Source organism: Sporosarcina obsidiansis (assembly GCF_009651005.1).
In the GTDB taxonomy this organism is placed as follows: domain Bacteria; phylum Bacillota; class Bacilli; order Bacillales_A; family Planococcaceae; genus Sporosarcina; species Sporosarcina obsidiansis.
Genome location: NZ_WHVW01000020.1, coordinates 43,433 through 60,126 on the forward strand (window position 1 = coordinate 43,433; position 16,694 = coordinate 60,126).

Annotated in this window: 14 protein-coding genes and 3 pseudogenes; 13 read left to right on the top strand and 4 right to left on the bottom strand. The window is 40.4% G+C overall.

From position 1 onward, the window contains the following. Nucleotides 1-13: 13 nt before the first annotated feature. The 5 genes from GD002_RS14380 (at nt 14) to GD002_RS14400 (ending at nt 4,380) form a co-directional block, all read left to right on the top strand. Nucleotides 14-1,252, top strand: a complete 1,239-nt coding sequence (locus GD002_RS14380) for a S1C family serine protease (RefSeq protein ID WP_153733060.1) — start codon at nt 14-16, stop codon at nt 1,250-1,252. A gap of 402 nt (nt 1,253-1,654) precedes the next feature. Next, entirely contained in the window at nt 1,655-2,134 is a 480-nt protein-coding gene (gene rlmH / locus GD002_RS14385; protein WP_153733061.1) for a 23S rRNA (pseudouridine(1915)-N(3))-methyltransferase RlmH, read from the top strand. Between the two features lie 862 nt (nt 2,135-2,996). Next, nucleotides 2,997-3,107, top strand: a complete 111-nt coding sequence (locus GD002_RS18195) for an S-layer homology domain-containing protein (RefSeq protein ID WP_153733062.1) — start codon at nt 2,997-2,999, stop codon at nt 3,105-3,107. A gap of 113 nt (nt 3,108-3,220) precedes the next feature. After that, nucleotides 3,221-3,376, top strand: coding sequence for a carbon storage regulator (locus GD002_RS14395; RefSeq protein ID WP_153733063.1), 156 nt, complete (start codon nt 3,221-3,223; stop codon nt 3,374-3,376). Between the two features lie 818 nt (nt 3,377-4,194). Continuing rightward, nucleotides 4,195-4,380, top strand: coding sequence for a carbon storage regulator (locus tag GD002_RS14400; protein ID WP_153733064.1), 186 nt, complete (start codon nt 4,195-4,197; stop codon nt 4,378-4,380). 16 nt (nt 4,381-4,396) lie between these two features. On the opposite strand, the gene GD002_RS18075 is transcribed toward GD002_RS14400, so the two are convergent. Continuing rightward, nucleotides 4,397-4,528, bottom strand: coding sequence for a hypothetical protein (locus tag GD002_RS18075; RefSeq protein ID WP_255425165.1), 132 nt, complete (start codon nt 4,526-4,528; stop codon nt 4,397-4,399). A 31-nt stretch (nt 4,529-4,559) separates the two neighbouring features. On the opposite strand from GD002_RS18075, the pseudogene GD002_RS18200 reads away from it, so the two are divergent. From GD002_RS18200 to GD002_RS14420, 4 genes and pseudogenes are all read left to right on the top strand, one after another. After that, nucleotides 4,560-4,973, top strand: a pseudogene (locus GD002_RS18200) (flagellin N-terminal helical domain-containing protein); the annotation flags it as partial. A gap of 2,007 nt (nt 4,974-6,980) precedes the next feature. Continuing rightward, a pseudogene (locus tag GD002_RS18275) lies at nt 6,981-7,163 on the top strand (flagellin); the annotation flags it as partial. A gap of 343 nt (nt 7,164-7,506) precedes the next feature. Then, a pseudogene (locus GD002_RS14415) lies at nt 7,507-7,620 on the top strand (flagellin); the annotation flags it as partial. 88 nt (nt 7,621-7,708) lie between these two features. After that, on the top strand, nt 7,709-7,942 hold the full coding sequence (locus GD002_RS14420; RefSeq protein WP_153733065.1) for a hypothetical protein: 234 nt from the start codon (nt 7,709-7,711) through the stop codon (nt 7,940-7,942). Between the two features lie 225 nt (nt 7,943-8,167). Here GD002_RS14420 and GD002_RS14425 read toward each other — a convergent pair whose 3' ends face one another. Both GD002_RS14425 and GD002_RS14430 read right to left on the bottom strand, forming a co-directional pair. Next, nucleotides 8,168-8,872: a response regulator transcription factor gene (locus GD002_RS14425; protein ID WP_153733066.1), complete on the bottom strand. Its 705-nt coding sequence runs from the start codon at nt 8,870-8,872 to the stop codon at nt 8,168-8,170. Between the two features lie 7 nt (nt 8,873-8,879). Then, nucleotides 8,880-11,015 carry a sensor histidine kinase gene (locus GD002_RS14430; RefSeq protein WP_153733067.1) on the bottom strand — a complete coding sequence of 712 codons (2,136 nt, stop codon included), beginning with the start codon at nt 11,013-11,015 and terminating at the stop codon, nt 8,880-8,882. A 173-nt stretch (nt 11,016-11,188) separates the two neighbouring features. Between GD002_RS14430 and GD002_RS14435 the strand changes: the two genes are divergently transcribed. Continuing rightward, nucleotides 11,189-12,427, top strand: coding sequence for an ISL3 family transposase (locus GD002_RS14435; protein WP_228548390.1), 1,239 nt, complete (start codon nt 11,189-11,191; stop codon nt 12,425-12,427). A gap of 136 nt (nt 12,428-12,563) precedes the next feature. On the opposite strand, the gene GD002_RS14440 is transcribed toward GD002_RS14435, so the two are convergent. Continuing rightward, nucleotides 12,564-12,761, bottom strand: a complete 198-nt coding sequence (locus GD002_RS14440; protein WP_153733068.1) for a hypothetical protein — start codon at nt 12,759-12,761, stop codon at nt 12,564-12,566. Between the two features lie 89 nt (nt 12,762-12,850). Here GD002_RS14440 and GD002_RS14445 point away from each other — a divergent pair, with 89 nt between their 5' ends. From GD002_RS14445 to sdaAA, 3 genes are all read left to right on the top strand, one after another. Beyond that, on the top strand, nt 12,851-13,576 hold the full coding sequence (locus GD002_RS14445; protein ID WP_153733069.1) for a Fic family protein: 726 nt from the start codon (nt 12,851-12,853) through the stop codon (nt 13,574-13,576). A gap of 99 nt (nt 13,577-13,675) precedes the next feature. Further along, nucleotides 13,676-14,422 carry an alpha/beta family hydrolase gene (locus tag GD002_RS14450; protein WP_153733070.1) on the top strand — a complete coding sequence of 249 codons (747 nt, stop codon included), beginning with the start codon at nt 13,676-13,678 and terminating at the stop codon, nt 14,420-14,422. Nucleotides 14,423-14,897: 475 nt separating this feature from the next. Continuing rightward, entirely contained in the window at nt 14,898-16,460 is a 1,563-nt protein-coding gene (gene sdaAA, locus GD002_RS18210; RefSeq protein WP_153733071.1) for an L-serine ammonia-lyase, iron-sulfur-dependent, subunit alpha, read from the top strand. Nucleotides 16,461-16,694 lie beyond the last annotated feature (234 nt).

Below are 16,694 nucleotides of genomic sequence, written 5' to 3' on the forward strand. Positions count from 1 at the left end.
GGGGGATGCACAAATGGATGAAGAAAGAAGAGAATCACAGGAATCGCCAGAAACACAGTGGCAACCGATTACACCGCAAGAAACGAAACGGGAGCCAAAACGAAGAAGCGGATTTGTAATGGGCTTGCTAGGTGGATTAGTAGGTGGCTTGCTTGTTTGGTTGGTGATGATGTTTGGGGGCAATCAAACAACGAATGACGTGAACGTTGAAAAAAGCCCTGGACCTGTCAGTTCCCAGCACAGCCAAATACCGATGGATATCTCAACAGAGATCACAGATGTAGTAGATGACGTTGCAACTGCTGTTGTCGGCATCACGAATATCCAGACAGTCCAAGACTTCTGGTCAGCCAAAACTTCTACACAAGAGGCTGGTACGGGATCAGGTGTATTGTATAAGAAGGATGGTGACAAAGCCTATATTGTGACCAATCATCACGTTGTAGAAAATGCTGAGCAGCTAGAAGTCAGTTTCGACGATGGGACTAAAACAGAAGGAAAGCTGATCGGTAGTGATCTTTGGACTGACTTGGCGGTGGTAGAAATTGACGCAAAGCATGTGAATACCATAGTGGAGTTCGGTGATTCCGATGCATTGAAACGAGGCGAGTCGGTCATTGCAATAGGAAATCCTCTAGGTCTAGGATTTGCAGGATCGGTAACAGTTGGTGTCATTTCAGGGAAAGATCGTTCTATCCCGATGGATCTGAATAAAGATGGCATCATTGATTGGCAAGCGGACGTATTGCAGACAGATGCTGCGATTAATCCAGGAAACTCAGGCGGTGCATTGATTAATATGGCAGGTCAGTTAATCGGCATCAACTCTATGAAGATCTCACAAGAGACTGTAGAAGGCATCGGATTAGCGATTCCAATTAATATCGCATTACCGATTATTGAGCATCTAGAAACAACTGGGCAAGTGAATCGTCCCACAATGGGCGTATCGCTACTTGATCTTCAGCAAATTCCAATTCAACAGCAACAACAGACATTGAATTTGCCTAAAGAGGTAGCAGAAGGTGTCGTCGTAACAGAAATTATGCCGAATTCACCAGCAAAAGAAGCGGGTGTAGAGAAATATGATACCATTGTGCAGTTGGATGAAGAGAAAGTGACAGATATGGTCAGCCTTCGTAAATACTTATACAATAAAAAAGAAATTGGGGATAAACTGAAAGTAAAAGTGTATCGAGATGGAAAGCCAGTGGAGTTAGAGATGGTGTTGAAAGACGGGAATACGTTCTAATCTAATCCACAGTGTGAACAACTTACCATCCACATCAGGCATCGAGCGAATATGCGCTAGGATGCCTGATTTTTTTATGGGATTATCCATTTGTGGATAAAGTCTAAAAAGTGTGTATAATATTGTGTAAAAGAAAAAGCGTATATGCGAATAGAAAAGTGAAATGATGTAAGGTCTAAAGCCTTGGCATGTATGCGTTTTGAGAAGTTCTATTTTATTGAGGAATTTGTGAATTGGACCTTTAGAAATAAAATGACAATAAGTTATCCACAAAAGAAGGTAAGAATAATCAGAGAGTTTCATATGTAGTAGAGAACAAATAATCGGACACAATATGTAGAAGTGTCTGTGGATATGTGTATAAGTATTGTGTATAACTTTTGGAGAGCGAGTGGATAAACTGTGAATATATCAATTGTGTCAGTGGGTAAGTTAAAAGAGAAGTATTTGAAACAAGGAATTGAAGAGTATACAAAACGGCTAAATAGCTATGCCAAGATGCAGCTTATTGAAGTGGCGGATGAAAAAGCGCCCGAATCATTGAGCGATGCAGACATGGAAATCGTCAAAAAGAAAGAAGCCGAGCGTATTTTGGCTAAAATATCTCCAGATGCGTATGTGATTGCGCTTGCGATTGACGGAAAGATGAAAACTTCGGAAGAGTTTGCTGCGAGTTTAGAATCGTTAATGACGTATGGGAAGAGCAAGATTGTATTTGTGATTGGCGGATCGTTGGGCTTACATACAAGTGTGTTGCAGCGGGCGGATGAGAAGTTGTCGTTTTCCAAGATGACATTTCCGCATCAGTTGATGAAATTGGTGTTGGTGGAGCAGGTGTATCGAGGGTTTCGGATTATTAAGGGGGAGCCGTACCACAAGTAAGTGCGGTTTTAAAATCCCACGAAAACTGGTTGGATAAAAGTTGGTCACGCTGCTCATTAGAGGGTTAATTTTTTAATCACTATACAATTGGTGTTTTTCTCATATGAATAAGTTGAAAATATGGAAGGTAAATAGAAAAAACTGTATATTTTCGAAGAGTACACCGAATAAAAAGCGATTGAAGGTTCTATTTGTGAATAAACGAGAAAGGAGAGAGGATTTATCTATTACTGATAAGTTCTCTCTCCTTTCTCTATTGCACGAATAAACGAAAATGAATTGTATTTTGAAGTGAAGGAGGAAGGGTATGAAGACGTTCGCTGGCATACGTGTTCATGAGATTGTTCAAGAGGTCTATATGACACTTAAGTGACAGAAAAAGCCCTTCGATAAAAAGCGTATTTAAAGGCTTGGCTCATCAAAGTAACTTTTAATAAATGCAAGGATTACTTTAAGTCATCTTGTGTAAAGAAGACGGACACCGATAACAGAAGAGATGATGTTTATCGCAAAAACCAACTAGATGGTATTGCACTCAACGAATCTAGAATCATGATTTTGCTTACTATATCCTACCACACATTATGTACTTCAGAGAGGAACGAACTGAATCCACCGAGCGTATGTTTTATCTTGAGCTCGAACTTAAAGTTTTCTTTAAGTTACCTTAATGGGCTAATATACCGTGATAAAATACAAGGAGGAAAGTCGCTATGATTTAGTCTGTTTTAGGAGGGGAAATTCTATGAAAAGGTGAATGGTCAGCTTGTTTTTAGCGTTGCTACTAATTTTGCCCCTCCCTGTTGCCCACGCAGCAAGCGAGGGTACAAAGTCAGACATCTAAGGGCATTGGGCGGAGAAAATGCTAGTGGATTGGATCGGCAAAGGGCTTACTAAGGGTTATGGGGATGGCTCATTTATGCCGGGTGGAGCAATCACAAGGGCAGAATTCATGGCTCTGGTGAACCGATAGTTCGGGTTAAATGACAAGTCAGAAGTGATAGTGAAAATTGAGTGAATTATTATAATTATAGTGAAAGATGTTCAAATCAGATAAAAATCCTTCACGGTAAAGGAGTGGGTCTAATGCTGGTCGTTGGAAGGAAACCCGGACAATATATTGTGATCAACGAAAAAATTATTATAAAGGTAGTTAAAAGTGAAGAAGGGCACTTACGCTTGGCTATTGAAGCGCCAAAAGATATCCCTATCGTTCGCGGAGAATTGTTTAATCAAGAATAAGCACATGTATCTCGGTTTTAAATGCAAGATTTCGTTTCGGAACGCCTTGGATTCCTGTATTTTTTGATGAGCCGAGTATAGGGTGCTCTACTTGGAATTCGATTAAATCCATAATCCAAGTCTGATTCTACACTTCTCTTCAATCGATTCCAAAGACCATTAATCGTCGAAATCCGCTCCACGATTCGAATGAATAGTGATGGTAGCATAATTGAGTTGTATCGGTGGTCCTAGAAATGCCTTCCTAGATACAATTCGTAAGAATGGAGTATCCCCTAATATTTCGAATAGGTACCATGGACCTCAGCAAGTGGCATTTCTAAAAAATTCTCTAAGGAAAACAAGCCATCCTGTTTAATACTACTATTTTTGGAGTCCTTCATAATCTTTTCTCAGGTGTGTAGTAGAACTATATTAACACTTCGAGATTTGTAGAAGCACTCCTCTTTTCATGCGTAAAAAACTCAAACCTAGTAGGGCCCTCGAATTATGATACTCCTCCAATTTCAAAAAATATTTCTCCAAAGGCTAAACAGTTCAAGTAAATTGTCGATATATAAAATAATCACATATCTGATTACTCATGGACGAGTAAATAAGCATGTAATTTCAAGGAAGAATACTTGAAACAGATGTCTATTTATTCGTCTTTTTTTCAATTTAAGTAACATTTATTGACACTTGAATATTTTGTAAAATAATTACGAGACTTAGGATGAGCAAATAAGTCGCCGTCATTCTTCAGGAGGAAGAAGGACAGCGACCTGTTTGCTCATTTTTTTATGTACATTTAATAAGCCAAATAAGGGGATGAGTCAATGCTCGTGTTAGGAAGAAAGCCCGGGGAATATGTAGTGATTGACAACAACATTATGGTAAAGGTCGTTAAAAGCGATGAAGGCCATTTACGCTTGGCGATTGAAGCACCGAAGCATATTCCTATCGTTCGTGGAGAGTTATGGGAAGAAAACAATTTAGCCTTAGGAATGATAAAACAGGTCTAGGTCTAGACTCCGCCATTTAAGGACGAGTGGTGATGTCATGGAGGATAACAAGTTGACTTACAAATCCTTGTTTTGGATTAGCGCGCAATCCATCAATGACTTGTAAGTTCGGATTATGCACTTCACAAGGATGCAAACGGATAGGCATCCTAAAACACACCACATGGAGGTAATGAGAAATGATAATTAATCACAATATCGCAGCATTAAACACACACCGTCAATTAGGTGCGAACAACACAAATGCTTCAAAAAACCTAGAAAAACTTTCTTCAGGTCTTAAAATCAACAAAGCTGGAGACGACGCAGCAGGTCTTGCAATCTCCGAAAAAATGCGTTCACAAATCCGTGGTTTGGATATGGCACAAAAAAATGCGCAAGACGGTATCTCACTGATCCAAACAACGGAGGGTGCATTAAACGAAACACACTCAATCTTACAACGTATGCGTGAATTAGCTACACAAGCTTCAAATGATACAAACACAAAAAGTGACCGTGGTGAAATTCAAAAAGAAATTAACCAACTAACTTCTGAAATTAACCGTATCGGGAACTCAACAGATTTCAACACGCAAAGCCTATTAAAAGGTAAAGATGCACCAGTTGTTGAAACAGCATCAGAATTAGCAACAGTAAAAACGGGTGAAGCAGGAATTGTAACAGGGGCATTAACAAATGTAAACACAGTGAACGGCAGTGTTGTTGGTAAAGCTTCTACAGCAACAGTACAAGCTGCTACAAGTGTTGCAACAGGTAAGGTTTCAGCTATTTCAGAAACTACAGCAAGCGTAAAAGCAGTGAAATCATCCGTAAGCCTAGCAAACGGTATTTCATTTGAAAGTGATTTGGCAAATAATACGTTAAATGGTACAACGATTGAGATTGTTCAAGGTACTACAGCGGGTGGTGCTACTACTGCAAGTCTTGCCGGTAATAAGCTTACAATTACAATCGGACAAACAACAGATGGTAAGTCTTTAGCAACGAACCGCGGTGAGCTATATAACCAGATTAGTGCAGGTTTAACGGCTGGTTCTGTTACTTCTATAAAAGTAAAAGAACCTGCAAATACTTCTGAAGCATTAGGCTCAATTGCTTCAACAGGTACTTTAGTAGGTGGGGTAAATGAAGTAGTAGGTGTGTCAACATTTAAATTAGAAAAAGCATTCACTGAAGCTGGTGATACAGTTACAGTTAATGGTAAAACATATACAGCTGTAATAGGTGCTGCTACAGCTGCAAATGGCCAGTTTTCAATTGGTGCAACTGCAGACGCTCTTGATGATAAAGATGACCAAGCAGCAAGTTTAGCGGCTGCTATTGCTGCATCTGATGCTAGATTTACTGGTGGTGCAGCTGCAACTACAGGTACAATTACACTTACAGAAGCTGCAACCAAAGCTACAGGTACAAAGGTATCTAACCCAGTAGCAAATGGTTCTGGACAAGACACAAAGCTAAACTTTACAAATAAAAATGGTCAAAACTTATCAACAGTAACTTTAGCACAAGGTGCTGCTTTTGGTGTAGCTGCTGATGGTAGTGGTAACTTGACAATTACTCTTGATCAAACAACTGCAGCTAATAACACAGTAGAAAAGATTACAGCAGCAATTCAAGCCTTAGGTAGTGCTCATGCAAGTGGAATTGATTTCACCCAGTTTGAAGTAACAGCAGAAGGTAATTGGAATGGTGACCCGAACATTCTTGGGAACGCACTAAACAAACCACAAGGTACATTTGTAGGCGGAACAGTTGAAGTGAAAGGTGAATATAACTTCGACTTGGATAAACCATTTGCTGTTGGAGATGTAGTGGAAATTAAAGGTCAAAAATTCACTGCAGTAGAAGGCACTGCGAACGCTAGTAATGGTGAATTCAGCATTTCTGATGGAGATATAGTAGCGCAAACAGCAAGTATTGCCGATGCAATTAGCTTAAACGAAACATTAAAAGGTCAATATGTTTCAACTGCTAGCGGTACACAAGTAACGTTAACTGAAATTTCAGCGTCAGGTAAGGACCTTAAACAAGCAGACTTTGCTGTTCTTGCAAAAGGTACACCAGGTGAGTTCACGATTAAGGCAGATGGCTTACTTGTAAATGGTGCGACATTTAAATTAGATGGTGAAACAATTAAAGTATCTGACAAAAACCAACATGTTGGTTATGAGGCTGGTACAGCAATTCAAGCAACAAACGATCCACAAGCTCAAGTAGCAGCGCTTGCTGATGCAATCAATAAAAATGCAATTTTAAAAGAAAAATACGAAGCATCAGTAGATGATAGCGGTGAGCTAGTATTAAAACAAACAGAATTACGTGCAACTGAAGTCGCACCAGAAGTATCAACTACAAGCTCCCCATTAGGGAATTTTACAGCTAGCTTCCAAGTAGGGGCAAATGCCAACCAAAGCATGACAATCGAAGTAGAAGATATGCGTTCTAGCTCTCTTGGTATCGCTAGCGATGGTTCAGAGAAACAAATTATGTCTTCTGATGGTAAAGTAGCTTCTTATGTTGAAGTAGCAGTTGTTACAGATGGTACATCTAATACAAACACTGAACTCTCATTAGATATTTCTTCACATGACAAAGCAACTGCAGCGATTTCTGTAATCAATGATGCAATCGAAAAAGTATCTGCACAACGTTCTAACCTTGGTGCTTACCAAAACCGTTTAGATCACACAATCAATAACTTAGGAACATCTTCTGAAAACTTAACGGCTGCGGAATCTCGTATCCGTGACGTGGATTATGTTTTATCTGCTGCCTAAGCAGAAACAAACACAGTCGTCCTAACTGGTAACGGTTAGCGATTACGATCGGGTGAATTGCTGGAAAACCCTTAAACTCTCTTCCCTACAACGTAGCTAGAAATGGCAAGCGTGAATGGCTGAAAAGAAGTGAGATTGGGCAATCAGCAGCCAAGCTCCTGTCTCGAAAGAGTGGAGAAGGTTCAACGACTAGGGTATACCATCTACAGCGCAAGCCATGATGATGAAACCCATAGGAAACGCAGGGAATGAGTACCTTGTGAATCCGAAGCGCCCGACCCCTACCGAGCAATCGAAGGGTGAAGATATAGTCTAGTCATTTATGAAAGTAAATGTTCGCACGATGGCGAAAGAAATGATGGAGTTCACGAAGAACAACATCTTAACTCAAGCAGCACAAGCAATGCTTGCGCAAGCCAACCAACAACCGCAAGGGGTTCTACAACTTCTTCGTTAATTTTAGAATATTTTTTGGGGACCCTAGTATTGCTAGGGTCTCTTTTTACATAGAAAATAGTAAAAAACTGTTCGATGGGGGATTACTAATGGACAAATATCAGCAAGAGCAGAAAAGGTTTCTCGAAGAACAGATTGAATGGTGTAAGAAGCAAGATGGCATCTTAGAAGAAAAAGAGGAAAAGCTTTATGAAATGAAAGAACTTGCCGAGTACACTCGTGATCATGAGCTTACGCAGTTGGAAATTGACAAGTTGAAGCGTCAATTTAAACAGGTTTATCGAGCGTATCGCATAATCAATAACCATCCCTATCATAAATAAGAGGTGACCGATAATGGGTCACCTTTAGTTTTTATAATACCCGTCTAACTCTTTCTTGCCCTGCTTCTTAAATAAAATAAACTCAACAAGGTCGATGAAGCCAACAAAATAGTTTTAGGGTTTGGTATGGTAAACATCAGCACACTATACTTAATGAAGCTTGCTTCTAGCCCTTCTAACTGTAATGTGTTAGCGGCAGCCGTAGTCACATTACCAACCTTAATGCTATATTCGCGTTGGCAACTCACTTCCGGCAACCAACATATATCCGGCCCCCCGAATCGTAACGATTCTCTCAGGATCGGCAGGGACAGCCTCGATTTTTTTGCGTAAATTACTGATGTGTACAGCAACCGTTCTTGTATCCTCCAGACTCTCCGTTCCCCAGATGAGCTGAAATAACGCATCGACACTGACGATACAATTAACGTTTTGTGCCATATAGGACAGTAAACCGAACTCTTTTTTAGATAAAAAGATAGTTTCACTACCCATGATGACGGACTGTGCGTAGAAATCTAGCGTCAAACCCGGTAACTCCAACAGTTGTTCCCTTTTGCCCGTCGACACTCTGCGAAGATGAGCCTTGATCTTGGCCATAAGTACTCCCGGACTGAACGGCTTGGTCACGTAATCGTCACCGCCATAGGATAATGCGTTAATTTTCACCTCGTCTTCCTCAAGGCTGCTCAGAAACAAGATCGGAGCATTTGTGTAGCTACGTGCGTTCAAGCACCAATCAATGCCGTTTTCATTAGCCAGCAGTACATCCAGTACAATTAAATCCGGCTTGAAAGATTCAAGTAGCTTCATGGCTTCTGACCCGCTATGACTGTAGGAGGATATGAACCCCTCCCCCTCGCAATACACCTGAACAATTTCACATATATGGGGATCATCATCAACAATCATAATTTTGTGCTTGTCCATTACACTTTCACCTTCCTTCTTCTACAATAACAGGAAGCGATACATGGAAGATTGACCCCGTCTTGCCGTCGCTCTCCGCTCGAACCGTCCCACCATGTGCTTGTACAATTTCCCTACAAATCGCCAGTCCAAGTCCACTGCCCTCTATGCCCGGTCGATCATATTTATAATTGCGATCGAAGATTTTCTCTAGCTGATCTGGGGGAAGCCCCATGCCAGAATCTTGTACGCTAATGATCGCATAGCGAGTGAGATTCACCTCATCTACAGTTAGCGTAATACGCACCAACCCACCTCTTGGGGTGAACTTCATCGCGTTCGACACCAGATTAAACAAAGCCTGATCTAATCTTTGCTCATCTATCTCGACAAAAGGCAAGTTAGGTCGTTGATCTTCCGCATCCTCGATATCCAATATGAAATCCAACCCTGCGTCACGCACAACTAGCTCATATTGTTCAAAAAATCCATGCAAGAAGTCAATCACATAATATGGCTTCATTCGGAACGAGACTTGTCCCGTCTCCAAATGCGACAAGAAAGACAACTCCTCGATCATGCGGTTAATCCTTATCGTGCTATCCCGGATATACTTCAGATACTGTTCATTACGCTCCGGCTTGACACTGTCTTGCACAGCTTCTACATAACCAAGCATGCCGGATAGCGGCATACGTAGATCATGCGTAATATAGGCAAGGAGCTTCTTCCTCCCTTGCTCAGATTGAAGCAAACGGTCATACGAAATGCGGAGATCGTCATGAGCTGCGGATAAAGCATGTGTGCGTTCCTGTACGACATGTTCCAAATTCATATTCATATCGGTCAGCTTGTTGTTAGCATCCTGCAGCTCACGTGCAATCCTCTCCTCGTTCGATGCTGCTCTCGTGAACCTTGAAGAAAGTAGAATCATCTGTGCAACTGTAAACACCAACAGACCAAGCGGAGATGTGTTTCCAATCGGCGACCATTCGTTGTAATATAAAAAATCGTTGATGACAGTAACAAGAGCAACCACCGAAACCAGCAGGAAGGTCAGCGCTCCCTCCATACGCAACACAGCCGCACGGACTAGCCCAACCATCAGATAAACCATGTGGAAAATAACCATCACACCGATTATAAGTAATAACTTTGTATAAATAAGTGCAGGGGTCACCACAACAACGATACAGAATGCACTGGTAACGATCCGCGTGACAAGATGAAACCAACGCGACACATAATTCGGAAAAATGCTATCAAAGTACATCGTCATGATATAACCAACGCTGCAAAGAATCAGGTACTCGATTTTGAACTGCAATCCCCATGGAAATGCTGGCCACAATTGTGTGAGCATGAGCTCGCCGACCACCAAGGATCGGATACCAGACAACGCGGTGAACAGACCAAAATACAATGTAGCCCTGTCTTTGCGTCGCAGTATGAACAACAGCAGGTGATACACGCCAATCACTAGCAGGCTTGTAGTGATGAACATTTCAGTAGCGATTTTAAGTTTTGTCTTGACCGTTAATGCATCACTGCCACCCAACTCTATATACTTGGTGATACCGCCTCGCCCATGATGAAAGTTGGCTACTTGCATAACCAGCTCCACCATGTCATTCTTGGGCTGGAAGTACACTAGCCTCGTTGCCAGTTGTGGGGTCACGCCACTCCTGTCCTGACCAACTACACCAACTTCCGCCAGCAGCTCACCATTAATCCATAATTTATACGCATGAAAGATGGTAGGAAGTCGCAGAGCAAGTCGCTCATTCCTATCCTGCTCGCTAAGTTGGATAACCACCCGAAAGGTCGCAAATCCTGTACCGTTCAGCTGCTGACCATCTAACCGATAGCCTAGCCAGGAGCCTGGGATGTTGATCCAGTGGTCATGATTTTCGCCCTTTGTAGAACGTATCTGTATGTCCTTAGGCGACAGTAGCTCTTGCCAGTAGAATGACCACTCCCCTTCTAACTTTATCGGATTTTCACTGACATGAACCTGCGTTAAATCCAGAATACCTTCCTCACTTTTAAACTTAGGGGATTCTGGTGCAGAGATGACGGCATAGCTTACAACCAAACCAACAACAACGGCAGCAGCTATTTGAAGCAAGATTGTATAAGAGCCGAATCGGAGAATATCCCTCATTATGTACCCAACCCCAATCTACATGAGCGCAATAAGTAATTTGACTATCTAAATAATATCATCAATAAAGGGCTCTTCACCAAAATCTGTTCTTGAATAAAAAAAGTGTACAAAAAAGCACCTGTATCCGCTAAAGTTGAGAGTACGACCAAACAACCAAGCGAGGTATACAGATGCATTCTCATTCTATCAAGAATTTATGGGATTTACCACAGTTAAATATTGTTACAACAGAAAAAGTCGAGCAGCAGATTTTCATTGAGGTATTGCCGATTGAACACAAACAACCCTGTCCAATTTGCAACTCATGCCAAAAGATTCGCCGTGGCATCGGCTATACGAGGAAGGTGCGCCACCTGGATGCGTTTGGTTGTCAAGTATACTTGAAATTGCCTGCTATTCGCCTTTCGTGTAAAGATAGTACGACTTCCATCGTTTGTGATTATTCGTTTGTTGCGCCTAAAAAGCGCTATACGAAAGCGTTTGAAGCTATTTTACCTAAACAGGCAATCAGATCGACAATCACACATACAGCGCGCGTGACTGAAACACCTGCTTCTACAGTTACACGTGTCGTGCGTGCTTGGAAGAAAGTAGCGGTTTTACAGGTTCAACAGGCTTGTCAACAGAAGGCACTAAACTGTCCGAATCTTGTACTCGGCATCGATGATTTTGCGATTCGTAAAGGGCATACGTATAACACTGGTTTACATGATTTGCGAAATGGTACATTTTTAGATGTCATCAAAGGACGCACAATCAACGAATTGGAGACGTATTTTCATACGCAATATAGTCTTTGCGCATTGAAACCACGCGCAATTGTCATGGATTTAGCGAAAGCTTATCACACATTTGCGAAAAGTATGTACCCTGAAGCCATCCGTATTGCAGACCGCTTCCACGTAAATCGATATGTCACAGAAGCACTTCAAACCATTCGAAGATCTGTTCAAAAAGATGTGGCTCCTTTTGCGAAAAAAGATTTGAAACAGCACTTTCGTATTCTTGGAAAACGAAATGACCAGCTATCTGTGGAAGAACGTGCTGTGTTAGAAAGACTTCTTCAATACGCCCCTATTTTACGCCGAGTTTATGAGTGGAAAGAAATGTTTATTGACTGGTATGACTGTAGTTCGTCGTATAGGCGCGCGAAAAAAGGTTATCAATGTTGGCTTAAAAAAGGGGAAGCCATCAATCATCCTACAGTTCAGAATTGTTTAAAAACGATGTACAATTGGCGGGATGAAATCTGTAATTACCATCAGTTACGCTTCACAAATGCAGCTGTGGAGGGTAAAAACAACCTCATCAAAGCACTGCAACATCGTCATTTTTTCACACGTAATCCAGAGCATTATAAAGAGTCGATTTTACTTGAGTGCAATATGGAATGGATCCAGTATTACTAATAGTCAAGAACATGTTTTGGTGAAGAGCCCAATAAAGGAAAATGTACTTTGTAATTATTTGCAGAACGGTGAACACAAACACCACGATGAGGTTCTTTTTTGAACGTAAGAAAATCGTCTACCCCCGGACGTTTCATTAACGTGACCGTGCAAACCCAAGTTTTAAGCAAGAAGAATGGAACAGGTAACGAGAATCTAGCCATTCCAATGAAAAATAATAGCCAAGCAAATCCCCATAGTGTAACAATCTTTCATTATTTAGAGCTTCCTGTAATTTGATTAATTGAATTAATTTAGTATATACCTGGTATTTCCCATAATTGAAAGCAATCATTTAGTCATCCCCCTAGTTTGATTTCACAGTAAGTACTTATTGTATTTGTTAGAATCGGTATAAGATAAAAATGTGAAGGAAGTAATAGTTTGTTTGAACAAATCGATGGTAAAAAAGCGCGCCTAGATGGCAAAAGTCCATTATTGAAATACACAGTGCAAAGCCTACGAGAAAAGCTGTTTTTAGAATGGACATATAATTCAAATGCCATCGTAGGTAATTCACTGACAATCAATGAAACAAAGGTTGTATTAGAGGGTATTACAGTTGGTGGGAAGACCATGCGCGAGCACCTAGAGGTTATTAACCACCGAGATGCAATTAATTATGTAGAAGACATTGTTCGAAAAGAAGAACCATTTTCAGAATGGCAAATTAAAAATTCACATCGATTGGTACTTAAAGGAATTGTCGATGAATATGCAGGTGTGTATCGAAATCAGCAAGTGTTTATTTCGGGTGCAATGCATATACCACCGGAACCTTTTAAAATTCAAGAACAGTTGGATGCGTTAATGCTATGGTATGATGAGGAAGCTCAGCAGTTGCACCCAATTGTACATGGTGCAATGCTACATGCCATTTTTGTAGGCATTCATCCGTTTATTGATGGAAAAGGTCGTACATCAAGATTTTTATTAAACTTAGAGCTAATGAAATCCGGCTATCCGCCAATTAATATTCGTGTAGAGAATCGTTTAGCGTATTATAATGCTTTAGATAAAGAACATACGACAGAGGATTATTCGAAATTTGTTGAACTAGTTGCGAAGGAAGTTGAAGCATCATTAGATTTATATTTGAGTGCAGTATAAAAACCGCACTTATATTAGTTACGTTGAACCTTATCATAAGTATGATAAAATATACGCCAGATTTAAATATAATAACGAGCAGAAGAAAGGAGATAGAAGATGAAACAGAAGAAATCATTAAAGTTTAAAATATTTACTGGAATTGCTATTTTTCTCATAATAGTAGTTTCAGGATTTTTTATTTATGTAAGTTCATACTATAAGGCCAGTTCGTTAGCTTTGGATAGTTTGAAATCCAGCTCTCTAGTTAAAGTTGAAGAAAATGGAGATATATTATTTGAACCAGTATCTAATGCTAAAAATATAGGATTTATTTTCTATCCAGGAGCAAAGGTAGAGGCTTCAGCATATGCACCTATAGCAAAAGAAATAGCATCAAAAGGATATACCGTGAGTATTGCTAAAATGAGATTTAACCTAGCAATTTTATCACCTAATCGAGCACACAGTATAATAAGTGATCATCAAGATATTGATACTTGGGTGATCGGAGGACATTCTTTAGGGGGCGTTATGGCATCAGATTATGCACTTGAAAATGATAAAATAAAAGGTTTAGTATTGTTAGCGTCCTATCCCCAAACTAAAACAAATCTTAGTAGTAAACGGATAAAAGTCTTGTCACTATGGGGAAGCCGTGATGAAGTTGCAGATTTAAACAAAGTAAAAGAGGCTAAAAATGTTGTGCCAAGTGACTCAGAATTTATAGAAATAAAAGGTGGAAATCATGGAGGTTTTGGAGATTATGGACATCAAAAAGGTGACGGGAAATCTTCAATAACAAATAAACAGCAGATGAAGGATACATCAAAATATATTATAGAACTTTTGGATGGTTTAAACTAGGAAAGATTTAGAGGTATTAATTAGAAAAACCTTACTCGCAGTAGTTACGGTGAACCTTATCATAAGTAAATGGCAAACAGAAAGCAGTCGTAAAGCATACCAGGGAAGTGCTAAAGGAATATAACTTGTTAAATAGAATATAGATAACTTAGATAATAGAAGAACAGTAAAAGTGAAATACTTATACTGTTCTTTTTTGCAATAAAAGCGGAAATTAAACACTTCAACAAGTAAGAAAAATGAGATAATATGTACTTACTATAAGTGATTGAATCGAGTACTGATTTCTCCACTCATACGTTATTAACACTGCTCAATATTGGTTAGATGTTTCATTACATATAGTTCTTGAAGTATTTCAATTAGTTTTCTGTTGCAAAACAATAGTGAACTTTTTTTCAGAATAGAGTAAAGTAAACCAAATTGACGTATATGAGTGCGTCGCATGGACCATCTTCTTAAGAGGAGTGATCATATGTCTTTTACAAGTCTAAAAGAATTAATTGAATTAGCGGAGCAAGAGAACACAACCATTTCGGAATTGATGATTCAAACAGAGGTCGAGCAGAAAGGTGAACCTCAGGAAACGATCATTAAAAAAATGTCTGAACAATTAACCGTTATGGAAGAGGCTGTCCGCAAAGGGACAATGAGTCCTGTGATGTCCCGAACTGGCTTGACGGGTGGAGATGGAAATCGGCTTTATCAGTATGCGGAAAAAGGAAATTCATTTGTCGACCCTATTACATTGAATGCTGCTGCCAATGCATTGGCAGTGTCAGAAGTAAATGCAGCAATGGGACGGATTGTAGCGACACCAACTGCTGGTTCAGCAGGGATTTTGCCAGCTGTACTTGTTCATGCGCTTGATAGTGGAAAATTCACCCGTGAGCAGATTGTCCAGTCAATCTTCACTGCCTCTGCTCTTGGTTTAGTCATTGCCAATAAAGCTTCGATATCAGGAGCTGCTGGCGGATGCCAAGCTGAAGTCGGTTCGGCAACTGCTATGGCGGCAGGAACATTAGTTGAACTTGCTGGCGGAACACCGGCACAGGTAGGACATGCTGTCGGTATTGCATTGAAAAATTCACTTGGGCTGGTTTGTGATCCAGTTGCAGGTTTAGTGGAAATACCCTGTATATTACGCAACGGTCTACATGCAATAACTGCGCAAGCTGCAGCAGATATGGCGTTAGCCGGGGTGGTAAGCATCATTCTTCCAGATGAAGTCATCCATGTGATGCATGAAGTAGGACAGCAAATGCCTGAATCGCTAAGGGAAACCGGGATAGGCGGTCTTGCCGGAACACCAACGGGGCAAAAATTAAAAGAGCAAATTTTTGGCGACAAAGCCAGTAGTTCGGGGCCAGCAAAATACCAAAGTGCATATGAAATCATCGGCCCTGTAATGGTGGGTCCTTCGAGTTCACATACTGCTGGAGCGGTTAGAATTGGCAATATTGCCCGCCAGCTATTAAATGAAAATCCACTGTCTGTAACGTTCTCACTGATGGGCTCCTTCGCTAAAACCTACCAAGGCCATGGGACAGACCTAGCTTTACTAGCGGGTGTTTTAGGGTTGACTACAATGGATGAAGGCATTCCGAATGCCAAAGAAATTGCTGAAGAAAATGGATTGCAATACGAATTCCAGAAACGCGTACTCGGAAGTTATCACCCGAATACCGTGCTTGTTGAATTGAGAGGTACTACACGTACTGTAAAGGTATTGGCCAGTTCATTAGGCGGTGGAAAGGTGGAAGTTCAGGAATTCAATGAGTATCCGCTAAAGTTTTCGGGAGAACGTTCAACACTGGTGATCCGCCATACCGATAAAAAGGGAGTGATTGCCGACTTATCGAGAATTCTTTATGGAAATGGATATAATATCGCTCGCATGGCGAATGAACGATCAAAAATTAATGGTGATGCCATAACGATTTGTGAAATCGACAATAAAATAGAAGAAACGTTTCTATCTTCACTAAAAATGGAAATACCGATAATTGATGAAATTGTCCTGGTTCATACTATGTAGTTGTCTGGTATGTTTTCCTAACGAATAAATCCTATCCAAGACAGTAAAGCCTTGGATAGGATTTTCTTTATATGAAGATTCACCATTAAACTCTTAAGAAATCGAGCCGTACCAATATTTTGGATCATTTTATTGGGGTGCTACAAAATGATAGATATTATTATAGAGCAAGAAATAGACAATTCGATTTGGTTACGCGTGTTACCTACTCTCCTATAATGGTAATCTCAAAAA

Coding starts and splice junctions, on each gene's coding strand:
- GD002_RS14400 (WP_153733064.1), top strand. CDS start 4,195: ATGCTCGTGTTAGGAAGAAAGCCCGGGGAATATGTAGTGATTGACAAC.
- GD002_RS14420 (WP_153733065.1), top strand. CDS start 7,709: ATGGACAAATATCAGCAAGAGCAGAAAAGGTTTCTCGAAGAACAGATT.
- GD002_RS14430 (WP_153733067.1), bottom strand. CDS start 11,015: ATGAGGGATATTCTCCGATTCGGCTCTTATACAATCTTGCTTCAAATA.
- sdaAA (WP_153733071.1), top strand. CDS start 14,898: ATGTCTTTTACAAGTCTAAAAGAATTAATTGAATTAGCGGAGCAAGAG.
- GD002_RS18075 (WP_255425165.1), bottom strand. CDS start 4,528: ATGCCTATCCGTTTGCATCCTTGTGAAGTGCATAATCCGAACTTACAA.
- GD002_RS14450 (WP_153733070.1), top strand. CDS start 13,676: ATGAAACAGAAGAAATCATTAAAGTTTAAAATATTTACTGGAATTGCT.
- GD002_RS14440 (WP_153733068.1), bottom strand. CDS start 12,761: ATGATTGCTTTCAATTATGGGAAATACCAGGTATATACTAAATTAATT.
- GD002_RS14380 (WP_153733060.1), top strand. CDS start 14: ATGGATGAAGAAAGAAGAGAATCACAGGAATCGCCAGAAACACAGTGG.
- GD002_RS14395 (WP_153733063.1), top strand. CDS start 3,221: ATGCTGGTCGTTGGAAGGAAACCCGGACAATATATTGTGATCAACGAA.
- GD002_RS18195 (WP_153733062.1), top strand. CDS start 2,997: ATGCTAGTGGATTGGATCGGCAAAGGGCTTACTAAGGGTTATGGGGAT.
- GD002_RS14435 (WP_228548390.1), top strand. CDS start 11,189: ATGCATTCTCATTCTATCAAGAATTTATGGGATTTACCACAGTTAAAT.
- GD002_RS14425 (WP_153733066.1), bottom strand. CDS start 8,872: ATGGACAAGCACAAAATTATGATTGTTGATGATGATCCCCATATATGT.